20 protein-coding genes and 1 tRNA gene are annotated in these 24,203 nt (G+C 43.0%); 5 read left to right on the forward strand and 16 right to left on the reverse strand.

The window, feature by feature from the left end; translation table 11 throughout:
* Positions 1–161: 161 nt before the first annotated feature.
* A tRNA-Glu gene (locus tag AC0J5Y_RS09245) sits at positions 162–237 on the forward strand.
* A gap of 390 nt (positions 238–627) precedes the next feature.
* Here AC0J5Y_RS09245 and AC0J5Y_RS09250 read toward each other — a convergent pair.
* From AC0J5Y_RS09250 to AC0J5Y_RS09300, 11 genes are all read right to left on the reverse strand, one after another.
* Positions 628–1,251, reverse strand: a complete 624-nt coding sequence (locus AC0J5Y_RS09250; RefSeq protein WP_475130414.1) for a BLUF domain-containing protein — start codon at positions 1,249–1,251, stop codon at positions 628–630.
* A gap of 469 nt (positions 1,252–1,720) precedes the next feature.
* Positions 1,721–2,536, reverse strand: a complete 816-nt coding sequence (locus tag AC0J5Y_RS09255; RefSeq protein ID WP_475130415.1) for an IspD/TarI family cytidylyltransferase — start codon at positions 2,534–2,536, stop codon at positions 1,721–1,723.
* A 112-nt stretch (positions 2,537–2,648) separates the two neighbouring features.
* Positions 2,649–2,957, reverse strand: a complete 309-nt coding sequence (locus AC0J5Y_RS09260; RefSeq protein WP_020444053.1) for an FtsB family cell division protein — start codon at positions 2,955–2,957, stop codon at positions 2,649–2,651.
* Between the two features lie 91 nt (positions 2,958–3,048).
* The gene (gene eno, locus AC0J5Y_RS09265) at positions 3,049–4,365 is read right to left on the reverse strand and encodes a phosphopyruvate hydratase (RefSeq protein ID WP_475130416.1); all 1,317 of its coding nucleotides are present in this window, start codon (positions 4,363–4,365) and stop codon (positions 3,049–3,051) included.
* A gap of 319 nt (positions 4,366–4,684) precedes the next feature.
* Entirely contained in the window at positions 4,685–7,033 is a 2,349-nt protein-coding gene (locus AC0J5Y_RS09270; RefSeq protein WP_475130417.1) for a heavy metal translocating P-type ATPase, read from the reverse strand.
* A 334-nt stretch (positions 7,034–7,367) separates the two neighbouring features.
* Positions 7,368–7,592: a heavy-metal-associated domain-containing protein gene (locus AC0J5Y_RS09275; protein WP_020444055.1), complete on the reverse strand. Its 225-nt coding sequence runs from the start codon at positions 7,590–7,592 to the stop codon at positions 7,368–7,370.
* 135 nt (positions 7,593–7,727) lie between these two features.
* Entirely contained in the window at positions 7,728–7,970 is a 243-nt protein-coding gene (locus tag AC0J5Y_RS09280; protein ID WP_475130418.1) for a hypothetical protein, read from the reverse strand.
* Positions 7,971–8,009: 39 nt separating this feature from the next.
* The gene (kdsA, locus tag AC0J5Y_RS09285) at positions 8,010–8,885 is read right to left on the reverse strand and encodes a 3-deoxy-8-phosphooctulonate synthase (protein ID WP_475130419.1); all 876 of its coding nucleotides are present in this window, start codon (positions 8,883–8,885) and stop codon (positions 8,010–8,012) included.
* A gap of 189 nt (positions 8,886–9,074) precedes the next feature.
* Positions 9,075–10,709, reverse strand: a complete 1,635-nt coding sequence (locus AC0J5Y_RS09290) for a CTP synthase (protein ID WP_475130420.1) — start codon at positions 10,707–10,709, stop codon at positions 9,075–9,077.
* A 210-nt stretch (positions 10,710–10,919) separates the two neighbouring features.
* The gene (locus AC0J5Y_RS09295; RefSeq protein WP_475130421.1) at positions 10,920–12,008 is read right to left on the reverse strand and encodes a porin; all 1,089 of its coding nucleotides are present in this window, start codon (positions 12,006–12,008) and stop codon (positions 10,920–10,922) included.
* Positions 12,009–12,559: 551 nt separating this feature from the next.
* Positions 12,560–14,764 (reverse strand): malate synthase G, encoded by a 2,205-nt coding sequence (locus AC0J5Y_RS09300; protein WP_475130422.1) that lies wholly within the window; start codon positions 14,762–14,764, stop codon positions 12,560–12,562.
* Between the two features lie 744 nt (positions 14,765–15,508).
* Here AC0J5Y_RS09300 and AC0J5Y_RS09305 point away from each other — a divergent pair.
* Entirely contained in the window at positions 15,509–16,150 is a 642-nt protein-coding gene (locus AC0J5Y_RS09305; protein WP_475132142.1) for a MiaE family protein, read from the forward strand.
* A 241-nt stretch (positions 16,151–16,391) separates the two neighbouring features.
* Here the strand turns inward: AC0J5Y_RS09305 and AC0J5Y_RS09310 are convergent, their stop codons facing one another.
* From AC0J5Y_RS09310 to mtgA, 5 genes are all read right to left on the reverse strand, one after another.
* Positions 16,392–16,898 carry a hypothetical protein gene (locus AC0J5Y_RS09310; protein ID WP_475130423.1) on the reverse strand — a complete coding sequence of 169 codons (507 nt, stop codon included), beginning with the start codon at positions 16,896–16,898 and terminating at the stop codon, positions 16,392–16,394.
* Between the two features lie 102 nt (positions 16,899–17,000).
* Positions 17,001–17,282 carry a hypothetical protein gene (locus AC0J5Y_RS09315; RefSeq protein WP_475130424.1) on the reverse strand — a complete coding sequence of 94 codons (282 nt, stop codon included), beginning with the start codon at positions 17,280–17,282 and terminating at the stop codon, positions 17,001–17,003.
* A 52-nt stretch (positions 17,283–17,334) separates the two neighbouring features.
* Complete coding sequence (locus AC0J5Y_RS09320; RefSeq protein ID WP_475130425.1) at positions 17,335–17,505, reverse strand: hypothetical protein; 171 nt, start codon at positions 17,503–17,505, stop codon at positions 17,335–17,337.
* A gap of 287 nt (positions 17,506–17,792) precedes the next feature.
* Positions 17,793–20,063 (reverse strand): polyphosphate kinase 1, encoded by a 2,271-nt coding sequence (ppk1, locus tag AC0J5Y_RS09325; RefSeq protein WP_475132144.1) that lies wholly within the window; start codon positions 20,061–20,063, stop codon positions 17,793–17,795.
* 169 nt (positions 20,064–20,232) lie between these two features.
* Complete coding sequence (gene mtgA, locus AC0J5Y_RS09330) at positions 20,233–20,919, reverse strand: monofunctional biosynthetic peptidoglycan transglycosylase (RefSeq protein ID WP_475130426.1); 687 nt, start codon at positions 20,917–20,919, stop codon at positions 20,233–20,235.
* A 226-nt stretch (positions 20,920–21,145) separates the two neighbouring features.
* On the opposite strand from mtgA, the gene AC0J5Y_RS09335 reads away from it, so the two are divergent.
* From AC0J5Y_RS09335 to glcE, 3 genes are all read left to right on the forward strand, one after another.
* Positions 21,146–21,454, forward strand: coding sequence for a glutaredoxin family protein (locus tag AC0J5Y_RS09335; protein WP_475130427.1), 309 nt, complete (start codon positions 21,146–21,148; stop codon positions 21,452–21,454).
* A gap of 197 nt (positions 21,455–21,651) precedes the next feature.
* On the forward strand, positions 21,652–23,130 hold the full coding sequence (locus tag AC0J5Y_RS09340; RefSeq protein WP_475130428.1) for an FAD-linked oxidase C-terminal domain-containing protein: 1,479 nt from the start codon (positions 21,652–21,654) through the stop codon (positions 23,128–23,130).
* Positions 23,127–24,185, forward strand: coding sequence for a glycolate oxidase subunit GlcE (glcE, locus tag AC0J5Y_RS09345; RefSeq protein WP_475130429.1), 1,059 nt, complete (start codon positions 23,127–23,129; stop codon positions 24,183–24,185). Before AC0J5Y_RS09340 ends, glcE begins: the two co-directional genes overlap by 4 nt.
* Positions 24,186–24,203: the final 18 nt, after the last annotated feature.

The following is a 24,203-nucleotide window of genomic DNA, read 5'->3' on the forward strand; positions in this document are numbered from 1 at the left end:
CGATATCATTTGAAGCGTAATGACCTGCATCCCCGTCGCGCGCTTAAAAAAAGATATTTAATTTTGAAAAGACGGAGAAAAAGGCTTGACAGCAAGCGCAGACCCCATTAAAATACGCACCACTTCAGCATAAAGGTGAAAGCAGCTGAAGCGTTGTACTAGTCCCCATCGTCTAGAGGCCTAGGACACCGCCCTTTCACGGCGGTAACGGGGGTTCGAATCCCCCTGGGGACGCCACTATTTGGCGTCACTTATTAGCAAATATGCTTGTTAAGCATTCGATAAGACTAATAAGCGTACCACTAAAAACCCTATCACAACATACTGTGATAGGGTTTTTTTATGTGTATTAGTTTCTACTTCTCAGTAGAAAACATACCTATAGTCAATGAAAAGTAAAATCGATACATCAATAGTCCTGTACTACTGGTATCAATTTTTCTCGCTTGCTGTGCGCTTTGCACTCCAGAGGCTTCGAAAAATTTATCCCAGTAGCACTGTAGCGACTTTAAAGTATTTCAACTATATTACGCCTTGTCCGTACAGCCTCACAACCACTTCATACCTGATTGTAAAAACAAAAAAGCCAGCAATTCATGCTGACTTCATGGATACATATACAGACATTTAGAAAATCTTATCGGATAGAATCAGCCACAATAGCGCTAACACAATCAATCCAGCCAATATGGTTTGGATCAAGAAAAATGCTTGGTGCTGCCCTACTACTTTGCCCAATGTTAACCCTAGCGTGCTATATTTTATAGGCTGAGAATCAGTATCACCGGTCACTTCTTGCGCTTCATAATAGCCTTGCAGAATATCTAAAAACTGCTGCCATTCGTTTGACTTCCAGCTATCAGGTCTAAAAGGCATAAAGGCTTTTAGCTTAGGCTCATTAACCATCCAGCGCTCAAGCGTAATAGAGCGTAATGACCATCCTTTAAAGCGGCGTTCATCAATCGCTGAAAAATCTAATATTTCTAAATCTTTGTGGCGATCATCTATTAACAAGCGATTTTTAAGGTTGGTCAGTGCTTGCTCAGTACCTTCGACATATTGAAAAAAGTAACCATTGCCATAGCAAAGAATACCTGTAATATCATCAATTTTATTCAGCTTATTTGCGACTTCTGCGATATCGTTAAGCGTACTAGAGTTGGATAGACCAGTAGACGTAATATGGCTCAGATATACAAGCTGGCATAGATCTGACATTACTGGATTTGTAGAATCAATCGTTGGTGACAATCAGCTTCTCCCTATATTAGGTAAATGTAGCTAAGACAACCATACTCATTTTTAGAAAAAACATAGAAGCAAGACGTTTCTAAATACAAATCGGCTTGGTATATTATTGATTTTATAAATATTTATATTAATTGTATTAAGTTGGTTACATCATAGGCTGTTTTAGTGATCAAAGCAATATATGTTTATGTCAAATAACAAGTTGTTAATATTGAACAATATTTAGGAAATATTCATCTAAAAAATATCTAAGGCTGTCAAAAATACTATAGGAAAAATAAATGGTCATTTAGTAAATATAAATAATAAAAATTTATGATTGTCATTTCATGTCTCAAATTTAATACTAGCTATAGAGCTTGCAACATAAGCCTTACAGAGATAAATCTGATGAATATTTGATATTCTTACGACAGAATAAAAAATTTATAAAGTTAAAAAATACAGACAGCGGAGTGTGATAAGAATTTTATAAGCCAGAGGCGAATTGAGCCTTGAGAATGGCTGTCAGTAAAATAATATCATCAGGATAAGTCAGTTTGATGTTTTGGCGACTGCCTGTTATCAATCGAATCGGCAGTTCTAAATACTCAAAAGCACTGGCTTCGTCGGTAATAGCCAGATTATGCTCAGTGACATAGCTCAAAGCTTTTTGTAATTGTCCAAGCCTAAATACTTGCGGTGTTTGTGCCTGCCACATATGGCTGCGATCAATGGTTGTTTGAGCATAAGTATGAAGCGTGTCATAACCACTTTGATTATTAACAAGCTCCGGCTGAGTATTCAGTTGCTGATAGGATAGTGTGTTAGATGCTATGTAAGACTGTTTTAGGGTATCAGCAACCGGTGTCGCTAAAATAGCACCATAAGGCTCTAGCATCGCTGCTTGAATGACCGCATCAATATCATGAGTTGGCACTGCAGGACGAGCTGCATCATGGATCACAACCAAATCCGACTCATCTGCGCCCGCAGTAATCATTGCCTCCACGCCTGCCTGCACGGATTGCCAACGTTCAGTACCGCCAATAGCATAATAGATAGGAAGCGCAAAGCTCAGTGTCTGAGCAGTGCTATCATCTTGAGCCACAACCAATAGACATTGATCAATATAATTACTCTCAGCCAGGCGTGCCACACTGTGCTGTAATAAGGTTTGACCTTGTAGTAAAGTATACTGTTTAGCAATAGACGCGCCAAAGCGACTACCGCGTCCAGCAGCAACGATCATGGCATGGATATCAGGAGTGGTATTCATAATGCAGTACTCATGGGTTGATTCCATGAAAATAGGATAAGAAAGATGGGTATTAAGAGGTATAAAATGAAAAAAACTATTATTATCAATAATAGCTCATTGCAACGACTTTAGAATCAATACCGACTGTACGTCAAAATCAATAACGGCTATGAGTGGTAGGCGCGGTTGATACTTGTACAAAAGTCTCATTTGGCTTAATCAAACCCAAATCCAAACGAGCATGCTCCTCTACCGCTTCGAGACCAGTCTTTAGATCATTGACATCGGTACGCAGTAAGTTATTTGCTGATACTTGATTGTCATTTAAGCGCTGCTGCTCATCCACTTCAGTCAGAAGCTTATTATGCTCAACGCGACCATTTTCACCCAGCCAATACTGATATTGCAGTCCTGACAGCACGGCAACGGCTAACGCAAGTAGTATAAATTGGCTAAAGTATTTCATAATATAATAACGCCAAACGATATAAAGAGAATATAAACTTGCTGGGCGATATATTTATATATCGCCCAGCGTAAGCGACAATTTTGGCTGATTAACCACGTAGACCAATGAACTCTTCGCGACCACGATAGCTTGCACGTACTTGCTGCTCGATACGTAGTAGCTGATTGTACTTTGCAACGCGATCTGAGCGACATAGTGAGCCAGTTTTTATTTGACCAGCCGCAGTACCTACCGCTAAATCAGCAATAGTACTGTCTTCCGTTTCGCCTGAACGATGAGAAATAACCGTCGCATAACCATTTTTCTTCGCCAGATAAATCGCATCTAGTGTTTCTGACAAGGTACCGATTTGGTTAAACTTAATCAAAATCGCATTGGCAATTTTCTTATCGATACCCTCTTGCAAGATAGCAGGGTTGGTCACAAACAAATCATCACCGACCAACTGTACCTTATCACCGATTTGCTCAGTTAGGTATTTCCAGCCATCCCAATCTGACTCATCAAGACCATCTTCAATAGAGATAATAGGATATTGACGTGTAAGACCCACTAAATAATCTGAGAACCCTTGGCTATCAAAAGATTTGTTGCCCTCGCCTGCCAAGATGTATTTGCCATCTTTATAGAACTCAGTAGCAGCACAATCTAAAGCTAGGTGAATATCTTTACCAGCTGTGTAGCCTACTTGCTCAATCGCTTGCATGATAACGGTAATAGCTTCTTCGTTGCTGCGAAGATTTGGCGCAAAGCCGCCTTCATCACCAACAGCAGTATTCAAGCCTTGCGACTTTAGAACAGACTTTAAGCTATGAAAGATTTCGGTACCAGCACGCAATGCTTCTGAGAAGCTGCTAAAACCAACCGGCTCAATCATAAACTCTTGAATATCGACGGTATTGTCCGCGTGCTCACCACCATTAATGATATTCATCATCGGTACAGGCATCGTAAGCGACGTCTGGTTGCGCAGATCAGCGATATATTGATGTAATGGCAGACTCTGTGACTTAGCAGCCGCTTTAGCAACCGCAAGTGAAACCGCAAGTATGGCATTGGCACCAAGATTGTCTTTGTTTTCTGTACCGTCTAGCGCAATCATTGCATCATCAATGGCTTGCTGAGCAGTAACATCTTTGTCCATCAAAGCACTGCGGATTTGGCTATTGACGTTAGCTACCGCCTTTTTGACGCCTTTACCCATATAGCGGCTTTGATCGCCATCACGTAGCTCAAGCGCCTCACGTGAGCCAGTCGATGCGCCACTTGGAGCAGCAGCACGGCCAATAGTACCATCAGCTAAAATCACATCAGCTTCAATCGTTGGGTTACCACGTGAGTCTAAAATCTCACGAGCGCGAATGTCTTTAATTGCGGTGACGTTGTTGGTTTCTTCAGCGTACATAATGTCTGTTAATTCCTTTGGTCATGCCAAGTTTATGAGATAAATAACGGCAACTAGAATACAAAAAATATAAAGCAGAATATCGTATAGTAATGCGCAAAAAAAGCTTTGGTGATTAATACAATCGGCTTATTTTAAACGTAATCAAAGGTTTATTTCATCCCTTAACCATTCGCTATAGTGCTTGGTATCATAGCATAAATTTTGCCAAACTTCCCTTATCTTAAAGCAACGGACGGTCATAAAATCGCCAATTAATAGTCAAATGAGCCGCTATCAATTTATCTCAGTACCTATGATATCAAACGTCATATAACTCTTACGCTTTTATTAGACGTTCTGCTTTAGTGTGGGAGTTTGATACGGTATTAGTCAGCTCAACCTTTGTCTTAAAACGCGTTAAACGCAGTGCATTCATTAATACAGAAATTGAGCTAAGCGCCATAGCAGCAGCGGCAATCATAGGATTCAAAAAGCCAAAAGCAGCGAGCGGAATACCAAGGCAATTATAGATAAAGGCAAAAAACAGATTTTGTTTGATATTACGCAGCGTGGCATTCGCAATTTTTTGCGCGGCGTCGATATGCATCAGCGACTCACCCATCAAGCGCGCAGAGGCACTATGTTGGGCGACATCCGTGCCTTCAAACATGGCAAAGCTGGCATCGGCAGTTGCCATCGCTGGTGCATCATTGACGCCATCTCCTGCCATAGCGACTTTATGACCCGCTGTTTGCAGTAGAGCAATTTGGCTGGCCTTGTCACGTGGACTCATCTTGCCATACGCTTTTTCGATACCTAGCTGTCCGGCAACGTGATCGACGACAGATTGTTTATCACCGCTCATCAAAATGACATTAATACCTGCATCTTGTAGCGCAGTAATCGCCTGCGGCGTATCTGATTTTAAGTCATCTGCTAAAGCAAATGCACCCAGTGCTTCATCATTAATACTAATCGCAACAGTACTAGCGATTTGCCATACCTTTGGCATCAATTTAGGCAATACAAGATTGGCAAACTCTGCTGTGCCAACCTTTACCACACCTAAGCCTTCAATATTTGCCTGTATACCTGCACCTTTAATAACGCTGATATCAGACACATCGAATAAGGATAAACCACGTGCTGTCGCTGCATTGACCAAAGCAGTTGCGAGCGGATGACTGGCATGTACTTCAATACTTGCGGCAATCTGTAGTACATCATCAACCGCTATTGATTTATCCACCATCACATGGTCCACGATAGTCGGCTTACCAATGGTTAAGGTACCCGTTTTATCAAGTACCACCGTGTCGATATTGCCTGCGGCTTCTAAGCTTTGCGCATCTTTAAACCAAACACCGTGACGCGCAGCCACGCCCATACCTGCCATGATTGCGGCTGGTGTCGCCAAACCAAGCGCACAGGGACAAGCAATGACTAACACCGATACCGCGTGCATCAAAGCGGTATCGAGCATACCAGTCAGCCACCACGTCACACCAAAGGTAACCAGTGCAATCACTACCACAACGGGCACAAAGACCGCAGTGACTCTATCAGCAAGACGTGCCAAATTGGCTTTTGAGCCTTGGGCGTCGCTTAATGCTTGTACCATATCACCAAGTTTAGTATCGCTACCCTTGGCATTGACGCGATATAACAAGCTACCGTTTTCGACCAAGGCACCCGCTAATAATCCATCGCCTACTTCTTTCTTAAGCGGTACTGACTCACCAGTTAAATGACTCTCGACACACCAGCCAGCACCATCGATGACCACTCCATCGGTTGCAACGCGGCTACCTTGTTTGGCACGCAAGATATCACCTACTTGTACCTCTTTGAGAGCGATATTTTTAAACTCACCATTTGGCTGCTGTTGCTCAACTTCGTCTGGTGTCAGCGATAATAGTAAATCAATACTATTCAGACTGTGCTTTTTAGTGCGCTCTTCAAGATATTTACCCGTACGCACAAAAGCAATGACCATCACGCCTGCTTCAAAATACACAGCTGGTCCGTGTCCGCCTGCATGTCCACTTTGCAACAGACTGTTTAAGCTATCATCGCCATGGGTCAGCCACAGATACGTTGAATATGCCCAAATGGTTACCGTACCGATGACGACCAGTACGTCCATATTGGCAAGACCGCCTCTAATAGACGCCCAAGCACTTTTATAAAATGGCAATGCAAATCCAAACTGTACAATAGTCGCTAATATGAATTGCATCCAAACCGGTGGCATCCATGACATACCCTGCCCAAAAAGCATACCTGCCATACCAATTAAAAACGGTATCAAACAGACCCATAGTCCAATCAAACGCCATGGATACTGAGTGCTTGCATCCTCATCTTTTTGAGCAAACAAGCTATCAGCTGCCTGCAAATTGGCGACAAAACCCGTTTTGTTGACCCATTCCGTCACCTGCTCTGCCGTCGTCTGGGTCGGATCATAATCCACATTGGCGGTCTCGCCTGCGAAGTTCACGCTGACCTCATAGACCGATGGCTTTTTATTCAAAACCTTTTCAATCCGTGATGCACAGGCTTGACACGTCATCCCCTCTATTGCCAGCTGCAAATGCGCACGCTGCGGCGTAAGCGGGGTATTAGACTGGATATCGGTATCGACGTCGTAGGTATTTTGGTTATTGGTACGGGTAGAATCATTCATAAATAAAACTCGTTATGGCGTTTATAAATTTGTATGAGCTATAAAAATCTATCAGTGGAGGAATAAAAATCCAAATCAAACAAGCAGTACATTCTAAAGATTAATATCATATTGTTTTTCAGAGCATCTAAATAGTAGTCATCCTAGTGTATCAACCTATATAGTAAATGGTCATGATTAGCACCAACTCAACTGTTTCAGCCAACCAATTATTTCAGATTAAAAGGACATATTGCAGAAATAAGAGAGCTGAGAACACTACTCTGATAGCCATGGTTTTTAACCATTAAAAAACCAGCCATGATAGCTGGTTTGTTTATAACAAAGCATAAAATTAAGCGTTGGTAACAGTGGCATCAAAGCCTGCGTCATCGATAGCAGCAGCAATCGTCTCTGCACTGGTTTTGCTATCATCAAAGGTAACTGTCGCTTGATTGTCTGCAAGCTCGATACTGATGTCATCTAAACCATCGATATCAGCAGTGGCGTTATGGACACTTGCCACACAGCCACCACAAGTCATGCCATCAATTTTAATAATACGGGTTTGGTTTGCCATGTTCGGCTCCTTATTTTTATCTGTGAATAAATGGTTTGTGTACTTTAAGGGTATAAGACTTTATCAAAAGACCCAAGACCAGCATAAGAGCTATTGGCGTTGACCACAAGTCAGTTTGGTTATACTTTTATAAGTCTAATCATGATAACGTGGATTTTGCGGGGCATCGATAGGAAATGGCTGAGTGACATAATCGACCATACTGATCGCGGCGGTAAAGGCATGGATACTGGTTTTGGTATCATCATAACGCACCAACGCCATGTGACTGCCTGCATCTAACTCAATAGCGGTGACGCCCGTTATATTCTTCAAAGCGGTCATGACGCTATCTAAACCTTTTGAATCATTGATGTTTTCAATGCTTACTTGTGCCATTTTAATCGCCACTGTCTTATCCTCTCATAACTGATGATATTAATGAGTATCCAAAGCCTCAAAGCCTTTGACCAAGTCATCAAGCTGTTTAAGCTGGCGTAAAAACGGCTCTAATTGGCTCATACGTAGCGCACACGGACCATCACATTTTGCCATTTCTGGGTTTGGATGCGCCTCTAAAAACAATCCTGCCAATCCAGTTGCCATACCTGCACGTGCAAGCGTTGTGATTTGCTCACGTCGTCCGCCCGCGCTATCGCTACGCGCGCCCGGCTGCTGCAAACTATGCGTCACATCAAAGAACACGGGTATCTCCATCTGCTTCATGGTATCAAAACCCAGCATATCAACCACTAGGTTATTATAACCAAAGGCACTACCGCGCTCACACAGGATAAGCTTATCATTACCACCCTCAAGACACTTATTGACGATATGGCGCATCTCATGCGGCGCTAAGAACTGCGCTTTTTTGATATTAATAATCGCATCGGTCTTTGCCATCGCATGCACCAAATCTGTTTGACGGGATAAAAACGCAGGCAGCTGGATAATATCAGCTACTTCAGCGACTGGTGCCGCTTGATAAGGTTCGTGGACATCGGTGATAATCGGCACTTGGAATTTTTCTTTGATTTGCCCAAGCCAATCGATACCTTTCTCTAGCCCCGGACCACGATACGAGGTCAGACTTGAGCGATTGGCCTTATCAAAACTGGCTTTAAACACGTAGCCGATACCCAAACGCTGGCAAATATCGACATACTGCTCAGCAATCTCAAACGCCATCTCTTTAGACTCTAAAACATTCATGCCACCGAATAAGACAAATGGCTGATCATTACCGATACTGATGTTTTTATTATCAGGTGTATTAAGCTGAATATGCGACTGCGCGGTTGGTAGGTTTTCCATTGAGTAGGTATCCTCTTTATTGTTATCTGTTATTGTAACTGATAGGTCAATTAAAAAAAGGCTATAAGCGTAATTAGCCGTAAACCATTAGAAAAATCTGCATGCAAACCACTGCCAAAAAATCAGCCAAAAAAAAGACCAATCCGAAGATCAGTCTTTTTTATATCAAAAGCGGCAATAAGTTAACGATTATTTCGCTTCTCTATAGTTCTTTGCTGCTTTTACAAAGCTATTGAACAATGGATGACCACCGCGTGGCGAGCTGGTAAATTCTGGATGGAACTGTACCGCAACAAACCATGGATGATCAGCAAGTTCAACTGACTCAACTAGGTGCTGCTTGGCAGAATACCCTGATATGGTCATACCTGCTTGCTCTAATGGCTCAATATAACGGTTATTCATCTCATAACGATGGCGATGACGCTCAGTGATATTGGTCGAGCCATAGATTTGGGCAAGCTTACTACCAGCGACCAGCTCAGCTTGCTGCGCGCCTAAACGCATCGTACCACCAAGGTCTGAATCATCACTACGAATCTGCAATTCGCCGCGCTCATCTAACCATTCGGTGATCAAGCCAATGATAGGCTCAGCAGTTTTACGATCAAATTCAGAAGAATTGGCATCGATATGTAGCACGTTACGCGCATATTCAATCACTGCAAGCTGCATACCTAAACAGATACCTAAATAAGGTACGTTGTTTTCGCGAGCATAGGTAATGGCTTTGATCTTACCCATCGTACCGCGCTCACCAAAGCCGCCTGGCACTAAGATGGCATCAGCATTATGCAGTTGCGCTAGTAAGCTGTCATCGTCTTCTAAACGTTCAGCATCGATATAATCAATTTTGACGTCGGATTTATGAGTAATACCGGCATGTAACAATGCTTCATTGATTGACTTATAGGCATCTGGTAATTCAACATATTTACCAACCATGGCTACTGTTACCGTCGACTCAGGATTCAGCTGCGCTTCGACAACTTTATCCCAATCGCTCAAATCTGCTTCTGGTAAATCAAGACCAAAACGCTCACAGATTAAATCATCGAGATCTTGTTCATGTAAGGTACGTGGAATCTGATAAATACTTTGCGCATCTTCACACATAATGACCGCACGCTCTTCAACGTTGGTAAATAGTGCAATCTTGCGACGATTGTCTTGTGAGATATGATGATCAGAGCGGCAAATCAAGATATCAGGTTGCAGACCGATAGAACGCAGCTCTTTGACTGAATGCTGCGTTGGTTTAGTCTTAGTTTCACCTGCACTGGCGATATAAGGCACCAGCGTGAGATGCATCAGCATGGCACGATTGCGACCAAGCTCGACTTGCATCTGGCGTACTGCTTCCATAAAGGGTAACGACTCGATGTCACCGACGGTACCGCCAATCTCGATGATAGCGACATCATAGCCTTCGCCACTGGCAAGAATTTTGCTCTTAATCTCATCCGTAATATGCGGAATCACCTGCACCGTACCACCAAGATACTCACCACGGCGCTCTTTATTTAAGACATTTTGATAGATGCGACCACTGGTGAAGTTGTTGCTTTTGCTCATCTTTGAATGGCGTAAAAAACGCTCGTAATAGCCCAAGTCCAAATCTGTCTCGGCGCCATCTTCGGTTACGAATACCTCACCATGCTGAAACGGGCTCATCGTGCCTGGATCAACGTTGATATACGGATCCATCTTAGTCATGGTCACGTTTACGCCACGTGCTTCTAAGACAGCAGCAAGGGAAGCTGCGGTGATACCTTTTCCTAGTGAGGACACTACCCCACCGGTCACAAATATAAACTTGGTCATAGTACTCTGTCGGTAATTGGTAAAGAAGGATTTTACTAAAAATACGTCAAAAAATATAGGGCAAAAGCACAAACTATTTGAAACTCTGCATTTTTAGCGTTTGTCTGCTATAAACACTCAGCTATTATAACTTACTCACTCATTAAAAAAGCCATAACAAAAAAACTCACCCCGAAGGATGAGTTTTTTATTCAGATTCTAATGGTTAGATTAGAATTTGTATTCTAGACCAGTACCAACTACGATGATTTCAGAATCACCAGACGTACGAACTAATTGGTCGTTCTCTTCTGAACTATCAGTCCATGCATAACCAGCATTATCAGCTTTATTCATACCAGCATAAGCATGCATAATGATGTTGTCTTTAAAGAAGTATTTACCACCAACAACGATTTGGTCTGAATCAGAGTTTTCAAAACCGTTCAAATTACTAGTGTTGTTATATTGAGCATAGATAGAAGCTGGACGGGCAAAGTTGGTTAAGCCCATTTGACCGCTAACAATTAAACCTTTTTCTTTTTTACTGTTGCTTGAGTTATCAACACCGTCATAATCAGCTACTTGATATAGAGCACCTAGTGTTACAGGAGCTGCGATAAATTTACCTAAATCTACAGTAGCCGTACCACGGATAATATCACCATTGATGTTTTGATCTTTGTCATAAGCTAGACCAGCGGTGAAGCCAGTACCTTGATCAAACATAGCAGCAACACCAAAGCCTGCATTGTCGTTACCGTTTGCATCATCAGAGCTGTACATTGCTGTCAATTGTAATGGTAGACCATTATACTTAGGTGCAGTCCAGATGATTGAACTTGGGATACGGTTACTATCAGCCATGTTTAAGGCGTCAACAGCTTCGTTTTCGTTTCTTGTAGTACCTAGGTTATCCCAGTAACCTTGACCAACAACTACGTTGTCAATGCTAGCTAGGCTTGATTGGTTTTTACCAACACGGAACTCACCGAACTGTTTGTTATTTACACCAAGATAAGTATCACGGTTAGTGAAACCATTGCTATCACCATCAATGCGCGTGCCATACTCTAACTGATAGATAACATCAGTGTTAGCAGTCATGGCTTCAGAGCCTTTGATACCAATACGCGAAGCATGAGAGTTGATCTGTACTTCATCTTCATCATAATTGAAAGCAGGAGAACCTGTATTTGAATCAAAATCGGTATTAACGTAGTCAGCCGCTAAAAAAGCTTTACCATAAACAGTTGGTGCTGCATTGGCTGCAGATACAGATAGAGCAGCGATTGCTGTAGCTAAAAGTAGTTTTTTCATGGGGGTATCTCCACTTTACAATTTTAGTAATGAGCGAGCTATTATTAGCCGGTGCCCAAAATGGTATCGTCACAAATCCTCAAAGATATAATGTGTAACTGGCTACCGAGATTAGTCAGAAACAAGTGTGGCGAAGTTCTATTACCGTAAGATGAAAAAAACCATGACTTACATAACTGGGATTAAAAAAGTAACTGCCATGTAAACTTTGGTCTTTATCGCTCTGTTGCGTAACATCCGTTACCAAACTCATACTTCAGCTACAAGCATAACAACTTTGACATAATTTGCAACATTTTTTTGCAGCTTTAGTTGGGAAAAACTTTCAAACCCATCCTCTGTATAAGGTTTTGCCTTAAAGAAAATTTTGACAAAAAAACACCCCTACTCGTTTAAAACGAATAAGGGTGAGAATGACGAACGAAATCAGGAACGCTAAAAATTTTGGCAATCAACAGTGCGACAGATGGACAATGACTTACCTCTTTTATTGGCAGTCATTTACCTCACTTAAAGGGTGCTTATTGCTAAATTCAGTCTTGTTTTAGCTTTTAGCAGCCAGCACTGGCTTTTAGATCTAGACGTGCTTGATGCAATAATGGCTCAGTATAACCACTTGGCTGCTCGCGACCTTTAAACACCAAATCACACGCGGCTTTGAAGGCATAGGAGTTGTCCAAGTCAGTCGCCATTGGTTGATAATCAGCATCGCCAGCGTTTTGCTCATCAACGATTTTAGCCATGCGTTTCATCGTATCCATGACCTGCTGCTCGCTGACCACATCATGATGTAACCAGTTGGCAATGTGCTGACTTGAGATACGCAATGTCGCACGGTCTTCCATCAAGCCGACATCATTGATATCAGGTACTTTAGAGCAACCGACGCCTTGGTTTACCCAGCGTACAACATAGCCTAGGATACCTTGAGCATTGTTATCAATCTCTTGCTGTTTTTCTTCTTCAGTCCAATTGGTATCTGTTGCCAATGGAATGGTTAAGATATCATCTACGCTAGCGCGCGCACGTGATTTCAGGCTATCTTGAACCTCAGCGACATTGACTTGATGATAGTGCATGCTGTGTAAGGTAGCGCCCGTTGGGGATGGTACCCATGCCGTATTGGCACCTGCCTGTGGATGAGCAATCTTGGTGTCCATCATCTCTTGCATCTCGTCAGGTTTTGCCCACATGCCTTTACCAATCTGCGCGTGACCTTGTAAACCTACTTCAAGACCGATATCGACGTTCCACTGCTCATAAGCAGGCAGCCACGTTTGCGACTTCATATCGCCTTTACGGACAAATGGACCGGCATTCATACTGGTATGCATCTCATCACCTGTGCGATCTAAGAAGCCCGTATTGATGAAAATAACACGCTCTTTTGCTTGGCGAATGGCTTCTTTTAAGTTGACCGTCATACGGCGTTCTTCATCCATAATGCCGATCTTTATCGTATAACGCTCTAAGCCCAGTAGGTCTTCTGAGGCGTTAAACAAGTCATTCGCCATCTTTACCTCATCAGGACCATGCATTTTTGGTTTCACAATATACATTGAACCTTTACGTGAGTTTGATAACTCGGTTTTACCTTTTAAATCATTCAATGACAATAATGGTGTAATCAAACCATCCATTAAACCTTCGAAAACTTCTTCTTGACCATTGCCTAAATCTACCAAAATCGATGGATTTTGCATGAGATGTCCGACGTTACGTAGCAATAGAAGCGCGCGACCTGGCAAGGTCAGCGTATCACCCTCTGGCGTAGTATATTCGCGATCAGAATTCTGTTTACGCGTACGGGTCTTGCCGCCTTTCTCAAAGGTTTCTTGCAAATCGCCATTCATCAAGCCAAACCAATTGCGATACGCTTCCACCTTCTCTTCTGCATCAACAGCAGCGATGGAGTCTTCACAATCTTGAATCGCGGTCAGCGCCGATTCTAATAACACGTCTTTAATATGTGCAAGATCATCTTTGCCAATAGGATGATTGCCATCAATTTGAATCTCAGCATGCAAGTTATTGTTCTTTAATAACACAGCACTAGGACTATCAGCGTTGCCTACAAAACCTGCAAACTGTCCGGCATCTTTTAGTTGCGTGCTGCTATCGCCTTGCGCAATCTCAAGCTTACCATCAACGACTCTAAAACCTGTTACATCGCTATAGGAGCCTGATGCTAAGGCAAAGTTTTCATTTAGGAATTTTTTGGCATAAGCGACGACGGCTGCGCCACGTGTTGGATTGTAGCCACCTTTTGCTTCCTGACCATTTTCATCACTGATAACATTGGTGCCATATAAAGCATCATATAGACTGCCCCAACGCGCATTATTGGCGTTCAACGCATAGCGGGCATTACGTACTGGTACTACCAGCTGCGGTCCTGCAATGCGGGCAATCTCATCATCGACGTTTTCTGTGCTGACACTGAACGCTTCGCCTTCTGGTAATAGGTAGCCAATTTCTTGTAAAAATGCTTTGTACGCTGGATAATCAATGTCGCCATTTTTGGTAGGATGTTGCAGGTGCCATTGGTCAATCTGTCCTTGAATCTTAGCACGCGTTGCAAGCAGTGCTTTATTACGCGGGGTAAACTCTTTGATGACCTTTTCAAAACCTGACCAGTAACCGTCTGAATCAATACCGACTTTCGGCAGCACTTCATTTTCGATAAAATTGAACAGCTGCTGATCAATGGCAAGAATGCCTTTTTGAACACGATTGGCATTAGAAGACTGGCTCATACTGTTATCCTTATCTGTTTGTTAGAGTTGTTGATACTGGGCTGCTAAAACATACCTCGTCCATGTACACATTCATGCAAAAAGGTGCATAAAGCAGGGTTACAAAGTAATAAATAAGCGACAAGCCAAGTAAATTTACTGCTGCGTTACATTGGCCGTCATTATTTGAGCGGTGCTTAACGTTGTATTATCTAGATAGGTTTTACATAAAGATAGGCTATAAACCTTAGATTTTGAGACGCGATTGATAGTTGATATACTATTGACTATCTGCTATCAGCTGACAATCAATAGTAAGACAAAATACGTTAAAAGCAAAATATTATCCTACTACCAAATAAGGTAATAAACAAGGAAACCCCATTTAGTAACTAAATGCTTGTGCTGTAGATAAATGATAGTCTATATACCGTATGCGCCATCAACGATTACCTTGCTATCTTACTAAATTACTCACAAGTATAAACTGTAAGTAATCATTACGATATTACTCTATGCGTAATGGTTATCTATCATATCGAAGTAGTTTGAAGAGTTTAAATATATATCGCGCGTATATATCTACTTTTTTTCATTATTTTATCAATCCACTCATCGATAAAGTCCAAGCAAACCATGACCATAAACCAAGAAAATGCATCTATGCCTAAAACTATTTCTAATTTTCAATCTGAGCCTTCAACTACGGTAGGGAATCAACCTGTAATAGATTCTGAAGATAACAGTAGTGATAGCGTTGATATCATGTCTATCACCCAACTTAGTACGCCACTAAAGGTGGATTTATCGCCTATTTTTGATTTCTTGGGCGCACGTACCTCCCAAGCTTGGGTCAACGCCGCTGTTAATAACTTACCGCTGATTATTCAAGACCATGCCAATTGTGAAAAAAAGGCCGCCGGTACCGCAATGAATCTCATCTTTCGCTATGAGTTCTCTTATGATTTGCAGCGTAAATTGGCACAATTGATACGTGAGGAAATGCTGCACTATGAGCAAGTGCTCGGCATTATGAATGAGCGCGGGCAAGCATGGAAATATCTAAGTGCTGGACGCTATGCCAAAGGGATGCTAAAGCACAAACGCACTTATGAACCCGCTGCTATGGTAGATGTGCTTATCATTGGCGCATTTATCGAGGCACGTTCTTGTGAACGTTTTGCGGCACTTTCTGAGGTTATCCATGATGAGCGTTTGGCAAAATACTATCGTTATTTATTAAAATCAGAAAGTCGTCATTTTGAGGATTATCTGGCACTGGCGCAGTCATTGTCTGAAGACAATATCGATGAGCGTGTGGCGTTCTTTAAAGAAGTAGAAGCAGAACTGATATCAACTCCAGATACTGAGCTGCGTTTTCATAGCGGCAATCCTGCTACTCTCTAATTTATTAAGTCTATAGTTAAAATACCTTAAAAACGCTACGGTACTGCTGGTATAAATTTTTTGCAGCCTCTGTCTGCGTAGGCACAGCAAGCAAGAAAAATTGATATCAGCAGTATGTTATGTATCGATATTGCTTTTCCCTGACTATATAGTGAGTAAATAAGAAAAGGTGTTGCAAGCGACGTATCGTACGTCAGTACTTGCAACACCTTTTTCAAATTATCTGAATTGTCTAAATGTTTTAAAAATCTTTTCCATCTGAATTTAACACGCGGGTTTGGGCATTATCAATATTTGCATAGCGATCTAAATCGTTTATGCCTTCGCTTTTGGCCCCTTGATCAATAGTGGTATGTTCATTGATACCATCATCAAAAGCATTGCCCTTTTGATCGCGGCGGTCTGGCTGACGGGCAGCATTATCGCCATCATTGACATGCTCAGATCCTACCACATTCTCTTGGAACGTATCTGTTCCTTTATTAATAGTGGTATGATTTTCAATACTATCGTCGGTAGACATCATGTTATGACTATTATGATGAATGTCTTCATGTCTATGGTCGCCATGCTCGATATCATCGCTCACATATCTGGTACCAATGACTGTTTCTTGAAATGTCTCGGTGCTTTTTTCTGTCCTATCATCGGCTGCGATGGTATCGACTGTGCGCGCGTACGTGTCGCCGGTATGAGCATCACTACGATTAATAGGCGTTTTGTTTAATGCTGGATCTTTGGTTTCCATCGTAATATCCTTATTTTTAATGTATCTTTCTTTTTGTTTCTTCATCAGACGTCTAACAATGATCATTTATATGAGAATTAAGAGAGTCACGACGATGGAAAACTATTTATTGCCTTTTTGGGATAGATCATAAGCGTTTAGATCACCAACGTTTTTGCCACCTGGAGGCAGATTTTCTTCTTTACGTGGGTCAGCGTATATCTCATCCGTCTCCTGCGACTTCTGCTGAGGTCCGTCAATTTCGGGTTTGTACTTACGACCTTCATAACTGTCCGATGGATTATCTGGATGTAGCTTCGCTGGATCGTCGACGAATACAGGCTCTTCATTGTTTGGGTGCATGTTGGTAGTTTGAATATTGTCTGATTGACTATCATGTGACATGGCTTTTCCCTCGCTCGCTTTATTAATATGGGTTTCAATAATTTTTTGCTAACTATTTGTCTGTACGTAAGTCATCGTTGATAAAAGAGGTTTGCTCTTCTTCTGTTAATAATTCTGGTACATCAACTGGCTTGCCATTTTCTAAATTTTTCTCAATCTGTTGGCTATCTGCTTGCTCAGCGGCTTTTTTGATATCTGAGCTATTGTTGTTGGTATGACTCATGGTGAAATCCTGTTTTCTTATTGAAATACTTTATAAGGGTGAATGTTTACATCTATTTAATTATAGGAATAAATTTGATACGTTCACCAGTGTACTGCCGTATAAATATGTGAATAAGTGTGAGCTTACCAGACAGTTTGTAACCAGAAAGTAAGATTGGTAGGCTAAAAAAAACCAAGCAAGAAGTAATCTCTATGCTTGGCTGTTATATTTGTTGGAAAAAGTGGATACCATTAAAAATACTAAATGAGATTAATCGCCTTAATAACCGCTAATAAACAAAACAATTACACCGGCTCGCCAACACGATTAATCACCTTTAATAAATGCTCTTGGGCAATGTGAGGCGCTTCATCTGACGCTGGCTTGGTTCGTTGCCAGTTACCGTCACCGCTGAGTATCCACGCTTGCTTATTGTCTTGAAGGTAACTCAACAGTCCGTCTTGATAAATTTGCTTAGACAATTTTTTATCTTCAATCGGAAACGCTACCTCTACACGGTGGAACAAATTACGATCCATCCAATCGGCGCTGCCACAGTACAAGCGCTCATCACCATCATTATAGAAATAATAGATGCGAGTATGCTCCAAAAAACGACCGATAACAGAACGTACGGTGATGTTCTCAGACAGACCCTTCACTTGCGGACGCAGACAACATATGGAGCGCAAAATCAGTTCAATTTTGACCCCTGCTTGTGACGCATCATATAGTTTATCAATCAAACGACGTTCGGTTAAGGCGTTTACTTTAACAATAATATGAGCGCGCTTGCCCGCCTTGGCATGAGTAATCTCATCATCGATAAAGCTCATCAATTTATCATGCAAAGTAAATGGTGCATGCAATAGCTTTTTGAGATTGGCAGGTTTGCCCATGCCGGTTAGCTCTTGGAATATCTTGTGGACGTCTTCTGAGATATCAGGATCCGCACTGAATAATCCATAATCGGTATAGACTTTAGCATTTGCTGCGTGATAATTACCCGTGCCTAAATGCACATAACGGCGCATTTTCTCATCTTCGCGGCGCACAATGAGCATGAGTTTAGCATGGGTTTTGTAGCCGACAATACCGTAGACTACTACCGCCCCTGCCTCTTGCAGATAGTTGGCAACAGCAATATTAGACGCTTCGTCAAAACGCGCGCGTAACTCAATGACTGCTGTCACCTCTTTACCATTACGTGCTGCTGCAGCTAGCGCTTTGACAATTTCTGAATTGGTACCTGAACGATAAAGCGTTTGCTTAATCGCTAATACTTTTGGATCACTGGCAGCTTGCCAAAGTAAATTGATAATCGGCGAAAACGCATGGAACGGATGATGCACCAAGACATCGCCTTTACGCATTGCGGCAAACATACTGGTTGCTTTATCAAGCTTGTCGACGTCGCGGCGAAACGGTTTTGGTATTACATGTGTAAAAGGCTGATAACGCAGCGCTGGGATATTAAAATCAAACAGCAGCCGCGTTAGGTTCACCGGTCCATTGACACGATATAATTGATTGTCATGCAGCTCAAACTCATTGAGCAAATAGTCACTAATTGGTGTTGGGCATTCAGTGGTGACTTCAAGCCGCACTTTATCACCAAAGCGGCGGTTTTCAAGCTCACCTTCTAGGGCTTTGGCAATGTCATCAACATCATCTGCCAAGTCCAAATCCGCATTACGCGTCAGCCTAAACTGATGACAGCCGGTGACATTCATACCAGGGAATAGCTCACCGATATGCTCATGGATAATCGCTGATAGCATCACATGGTGCTCTTTGCCACCAGTTAATTCATCAGGCAAACGAATCACGCGCGGCAAGCTACGCGGCGCGGGTACGATAGCCAAATTGATATCGCGACCAAAGGCGTCTTTGCCCTCCAAAGTCGCAATGAAGTTCAAGCTTTTATTCACCAAGCGCGGGAATGGATGCGCAGGATCAATGCTAATAGGTGTCAATACCGGCGATACTTGCTCAGTAAAATAGCGCTTCATCCATGCAGATTGCTCAGCATTGAGCTCATCGCGCTTTAGGTAGCGAATATCTTCAAGTGCCAGTGCTGGCAAGATATCTTCATTTAGAATACGGTATTGCTCAGCGATGGCGTCATGAGTCACTGCTGATATTTTATTAAGAATTTCACTAGGACGCATACCATGTACACTGGTCGACACATCTCCCAGATTCAGCTTTTGCATGATACCAGCAACGCGAATCTCGAAAAACTCATCGATATTGGAGGAAAAAATCATTAAAAAGAATAAACGCTCAAGCAAAGGATGGTGGGGATCTGCCGCTTGTGCCAAGACCCGCAGATGAAACTGCAATAAAGACAAGTCACGATTGATATAGCTGCTGGGTGAATAATTGCCTTCTTCCGAACGTTGCCAATCAATCTCGGTTAATGCTTTATTACCATTTGAATGAGTAAGGCTAGTAGAGGGAGTACTTATTTGGACATTATTATCAGTGCCACCGTTTATATTGACCTCGTCATTTGTATCAATATCCACCTCAATAACATCAGTAATCTCATTATTATTCTGGGTATTATCCATCTCTGACACGTTATACTCCTTCACCATTATCAACTTAGCATTATTTTTATAACAATCTGATTCTGCCCTTGCTTTTATACCATACTTTCTAGGATTGTTACTTTAAAAATAGGCTGTGAGGCTGTTCCGTAAACAGACTTTGCCGTGTTTACTTTCAATGACAGTACGCCTATGCAGACTGTGGCAATACGGCATTTTTCATACGCTTTTTGATGATGCGCTGCTTATTACGCAAGCGCTTGTCCCCTTGATTGTCTTGATAGTATTTTGGATTGGTCAGCATAGCTATTAAGAGCGCAGACTCATCACGGTTTAGATTGTTTGCCGATTTATCAAAATAATGCTGCGCGGCAGCCTCGACACCATAGATACCGTTGCCAAACTCTGCTACATTCAAATACGCGGTCAAGATCCGCTGCTTATCCCATAATGTCTCAATCATTATGGTGAGAACAGCCTCTTCAGCTTTTCGGGTATAAGAGCGATGCGAGGTCAAAAATAGATTTTTGGCCAATTGCTGAGTGATGGTTGAGCCGCCCGCTGACATTTTCCCCGTCTCTTCGTTCTTTTTCTGTGCCGCCTTAATGCCTTTTATATCAAAGCCGCTGTGCTGGCTAAACGTCGAATCCTCACTGACAATCGCCGCTTGTTTGGCAGATTTGGCAATCGCGTCATATTCAACCCAAGTTTGGCTAACATCCCCGCCCGTAATGCGATGAGTGAGCATAAACATGCTGTTATTGATCGGCTGTGTTTTCCAAATTAATAGCAGCCCTGCAACCAACACATGGAATGCGACGACCAACACCATGAATGCCAATAATAGTCGTTTGATAAATGTGCCAAAACTTGTCATGGGTGTTGTCCAAGTGATTGAAATATAGTTAGAGAAAGTAAGGAGCGCTTAGCCTAGCAATATAGGTCAGCAATTATAAATAGCAGCTCATCTTACCTAATCTCACAATCGCTGTCATTATTTACCCCACTTCTTTATCATGTCACATGAGTACACGTAAAAAATCAGCAAAAAAGAACGTTGGATTTGTAAGTTTTGCATTTAGGGTTAATATAAGAGGGTAGCTATGTACGAGAATAATAATATAAGCACATTGCGTGCTCATATGATTGAAGAAAAACCTGAGCTTGGTTCTCCTGAAAATATGACCAAATGGTGGCTACTTGGCACCTCAGGTTGTCATTTATGTACTATTGCTGAACAGCTGATGACACAGCTACAAATGGTGCAACGCGTTACTTATGAGCCTGTCGATATTGCCGATTTCTCTGAGCCGCTTATGATGGCCTTTGCGACGACGATCCCTGTCATTTTGACACCGACAAAACGCTTAGATTATCCATTTTCAGTACTGGATTTACAGCGTTTATCGTAACTTTGACAGCCCTGCTCGCTTATTCAACACAGCCACAAACAAGCTTAATTCCTACCAATTCAAAACATTATCTATCATTTTATTCAATTTTAGCCTATATATTGATAGCCAATCTTTCCCTTTTTATTATAAGCTTGAGGTCATCTGTATAATACTACAGTGAGTGTCGACCGTTTAGTGAGCAAAGGAATGCCACCATGAATCAGAGCCAAAGACCTGATAAAGCTGCTCTAGCAGAGCTGTTTCGCGATTTTATTGAGCCTCAGTACGTGATCAATGATGAGGAGACGCAAAAGCCTTTTGAATGTGATGGCCTATCGGTATATTGCGATATGCCCCTCATTACGGTGCTCCCAGAAACTGTTGAGCAAGTTTGCAAGGTTATGCAAATCTGTTATCGCTATCAAATCCCTGTGGTGGCGCGCGGTGCCGGTACGGGCTTGTGTGCAGGCGCGATGCCCAACCCTGATGGCGTCTTATTGGTATTGTCCCGATTTAAACATATCCTTGATATTGATCCTCTTTCCCGTAGCGCGCGTTTGCAGCCAGGCGTGCGCAACCTTGCTATTAGTGAGGCGGCAAGTCAATACGGCTTGTATTATGGCCCAGACCCTTCTTCACAGATTGCCTGCTCCATCGGTGGCAATGTCGCCGAAAACTCAGGCGGTGTCCATTGTCTCAAATATGGTCTGACCACTCATAACTTATTAAAGGTTGAGATGGTCACAGTCGAAGGGGATCTCATCACTATTGGTAGTGAAGGTCTCGATAGCAATGGCTTTGATTTGTTGGCTCTGATTACCGGCTCTGAGGGGCTGCTTGGGGTAATTACAGAAGTGACGGTCAAGCTACTACCTAGCCCCGAAAAGGCTCAGGTTATCATGGCCGCTTTTGACAATGTTCAAACCGCAGGAGACGCGGTCGGCGGCGTGATTGCCAAAGGTATTATTCCAGCCGGACTTGAGATGATGGACAGTCCTGCCATCATAGCCGCCGAAGCGTTTGCCCATGCAGGCTACCCAATTGACGCCCAAGCTTTGCTGCTGTGTGAGTTAGATGGTAGCGAGGCGGAAGTTCAAGAACAGATTGCAGAGGTTGAGCAGCTGTTTATCGAGCTTGGCGCAACCACAACACGTGTCTCGCAAAGTGAGGCGGAGCGCGCCTTATTATGGAAAGGTCGAAAATCGGCGTTTCCTGCCGTCGGACGAATATCCCCTGACTACTACTGCATGGATGGCACCATTCCGCGTAGCCAACTTGCCCATGTCTTAACCGAAATGCAAATACTCTCAGATCAATACGGTCTGCGCGTCGCCAACGTGTTTCATGCTGGGGACGGCAATTTGCACCCGCTTATCTTATTTGATGCCAATGTCCCAGGAGAGCTTGAGCGCACTGAAGAATTTGGCAGCCGGATTTTAGAGCTTTGCGTCAAGGTAGGCGGCTGCATAACTGGTGAGCATGGGGTTGGCGTCGAAAAAATCCGCCAAATGACGATTCAGTTTAACGATCAAGAACTGACACAATTTCATGCAATCAAGCACGCCTTTGACCCAATTGGTACGTTAAATCCAGGTAAGGGCATTCCAGTGCTCAAGCGCTGTCAAGAGTACCGTACCCTTGACAGACCTGAGCACAACCATGACTCTCAACCACAGCGAGGAGATCTGGCATGACAGATATTAGTCAAGAGCTGATTGCGCGGGTAAGACAAGCCAGCCACGACGGCACAGCACTACAAATCATGGGCGGGGGCAGCAAGCAGTTTATGGGACGTGAGCCAATAGGCGATCCCATCAGTCTTCGCGAGCATAAAGGCATCATCAGTTATGAGCCGATCGAATTGGTGCTGACTGCTCGTGCTGGAACCTCTATTACTGAGATTAATAGCGTCTTAGCAGAACACAATCAGTGCTTAGCGTTTGAGCCACCGGCATTTGACGGACAAGCAACCTTGGGCGGGACCTTGGCCTGTCATTTATCAGGTCCAGCAAGACCTTGGAGCGGTTCAATAAGAGACCATGTCTTAGGCATTCGCCTGATTAATGGCCATGCAGAAGAACTTCGCTTTGGCGGTCAGGTGATGAAAAACGTCGCCGGTTATGATGTCTCACGGATGCAGGCAGGCGCTATGGGCACCTTGGGTATCATCACTGAAGTCAGTCTAAAAGTCATGCCTAAGCCTGCCGCCACTGTGACTGTCAAGCAGGAAATGGACGCTGCAAAGGCTATTGAGACCATGAACCGCCTCTCAGGGCAATCTAAACCTTTAACGGGGGCGTGTTGGTTTGACGATCATTTATATTTGCGCTTGGCAGGCGCGCGAAGTGCGGTAGACAGTACTGTCAACCAGTGGCAAGGCGCGACATTAGAGGATACAGATGCGTTTTGGTCAATGCTTCGTGAGCAGCAATTGGATTATTTCTTAGACGCGTCCTCATTATGGCGGTTTTCTATAAAAAGTAGCGCTGTGCATATGCTACCAAAAGAAGACTGGCTGATTGATTGGGGGGGATCACAGCGCTGGCTTCGTGGCGACTTTACCGTGGACAAATTAGAAGCGCTCGCTGAGGCTGCAGGTGGTCAGGTCAGCCTTTATCGCGGTGGTGACAGGCGTCAGGAGGTCTTTCATACTCAGTCTGAGGCGCTGCAAAAGCTCCACCAACGCCTCAAACACGCCTTTGATCCGAATGGTGTTTTCAATCCCTATCGTTTATACAGCTGGATGTAGATTGGCTCGATGACAAGG

The organism is Psychrobacter sp. TS_SC_6 (assembly GCF_056156305.1).

What these genes read in the sequence shown, in the direction of transcription:
- AC0J5Y_RS09255 (WP_475130415.1), bottom strand. Translation starts at nt 2,536, where the DNA reads ATGGAATCAACCCATGAGTACTGCATTATGAATACCACTCCTGATATC.
- AC0J5Y_RS09260 (WP_020444053.1), bottom strand. Translation starts at nt 2,957, where the DNA reads ATGAAATACTTTAGCCAATTTATACTACTTGCGTTAGCCGTTGCCGTG.
- eno (WP_475130416.1), bottom strand. Translation starts at nt 4,365, where the DNA reads ATGTACGCTGAAGAAACCAACAACGTCACCGCAATTAAAGACATTCGC.
- AC0J5Y_RS09270 (WP_475130417.1), bottom strand. Translation starts at nt 7,033, where the DNA reads ATGAATGATTCTACCCGTACCAATAACCAAAATACCTACGACGTCGAT.
- AC0J5Y_RS09275 (WP_020444055.1), bottom strand. Translation starts at nt 7,592, where the DNA reads ATGGCAAACCAAACCCGTATTATTAAAATTGATGGCATGACTTGTGGT.
- AC0J5Y_RS09280 (WP_475130418.1), bottom strand. Translation starts at nt 7,970, where the DNA reads ATGGCACAAGTAAGCATTGAAAACATCAATGATTCAAAAGGTTTAGAT.
- kdsA (WP_475130419.1), bottom strand. Translation starts at nt 8,885, where the DNA reads ATGGAAAACCTACCAACCGCGCAGTCGCATATTCAGCTTAATACACCT.
- AC0J5Y_RS09290 (WP_475130420.1), bottom strand. Translation starts at nt 10,709, where the DNA reads ATGACCAAGTTTATATTTGTGACCGGTGGGGTAGTGTCCTCACTAGGA.
- AC0J5Y_RS09295 (WP_475130421.1), bottom strand. Translation starts at nt 12,008, where the DNA reads ATGAAAAAACTACTTTTAGCTACAGCAATCGCTGCTCTATCTGTATCT.
- AC0J5Y_RS09300 (WP_475130422.1), bottom strand. Translation starts at nt 14,764, where the DNA reads ATGAGCCAGTCTTCTAATGCCAATCGTGTTCAAAAAGGCATTCTTGCC.
- AC0J5Y_RS09305 (WP_475132142.1), top strand. Translation starts at nt 15,509, where the DNA reads ATGTCTATCACCCAACTTAGTACGCCACTAAAGGTGGATTTATCGCCT.
- AC0J5Y_RS09310 (WP_475130423.1), bottom strand. Translation starts at nt 16,898, where the DNA reads ATGGAAACCAAAGATCCAGCATTAAACAAAACGCCTATTAATCGTAGT.
- AC0J5Y_RS09315 (WP_475130424.1), bottom strand. Translation starts at nt 17,282, where the DNA reads ATGTCACATGATAGTCAATCAGACAATATTCAAACTACCAACATGCAC.
- AC0J5Y_RS09320 (WP_475130425.1), bottom strand. Translation starts at nt 17,505, where the DNA reads ATGAGTCATACCAACAACAATAGCTCAGATATCAAAAAAGCCGCTGAG.
- ppk1 (WP_475132144.1), bottom strand. Translation starts at nt 20,063, where the DNA reads ATGGATAATACCCAGAATAATAATGAGATTACTGATGTTATTGAGGTG.
- mtgA (WP_475130426.1), bottom strand. Translation starts at nt 20,919, where the DNA reads ATGACAAGTTTTGGCACATTTATCAAACGACTATTATTGGCATTCATG.
- AC0J5Y_RS09335 (WP_475130427.1), top strand. Translation starts at nt 21,146, where the DNA reads ATGTACGAGAATAATAATATAAGCACATTGCGTGCTCATATGATTGAA.
- AC0J5Y_RS09340 (WP_475130428.1), top strand. Translation starts at nt 21,652, where the DNA reads ATGAATCAGAGCCAAAGACCTGATAAAGCTGCTCTAGCAGAGCTGTTT.
- glcE (WP_475130429.1), top strand. Translation starts at nt 23,127, where the DNA reads ATGACAGATATTAGTCAAGAGCTGATTGCGCGGGTAAGACAAGCCAGC.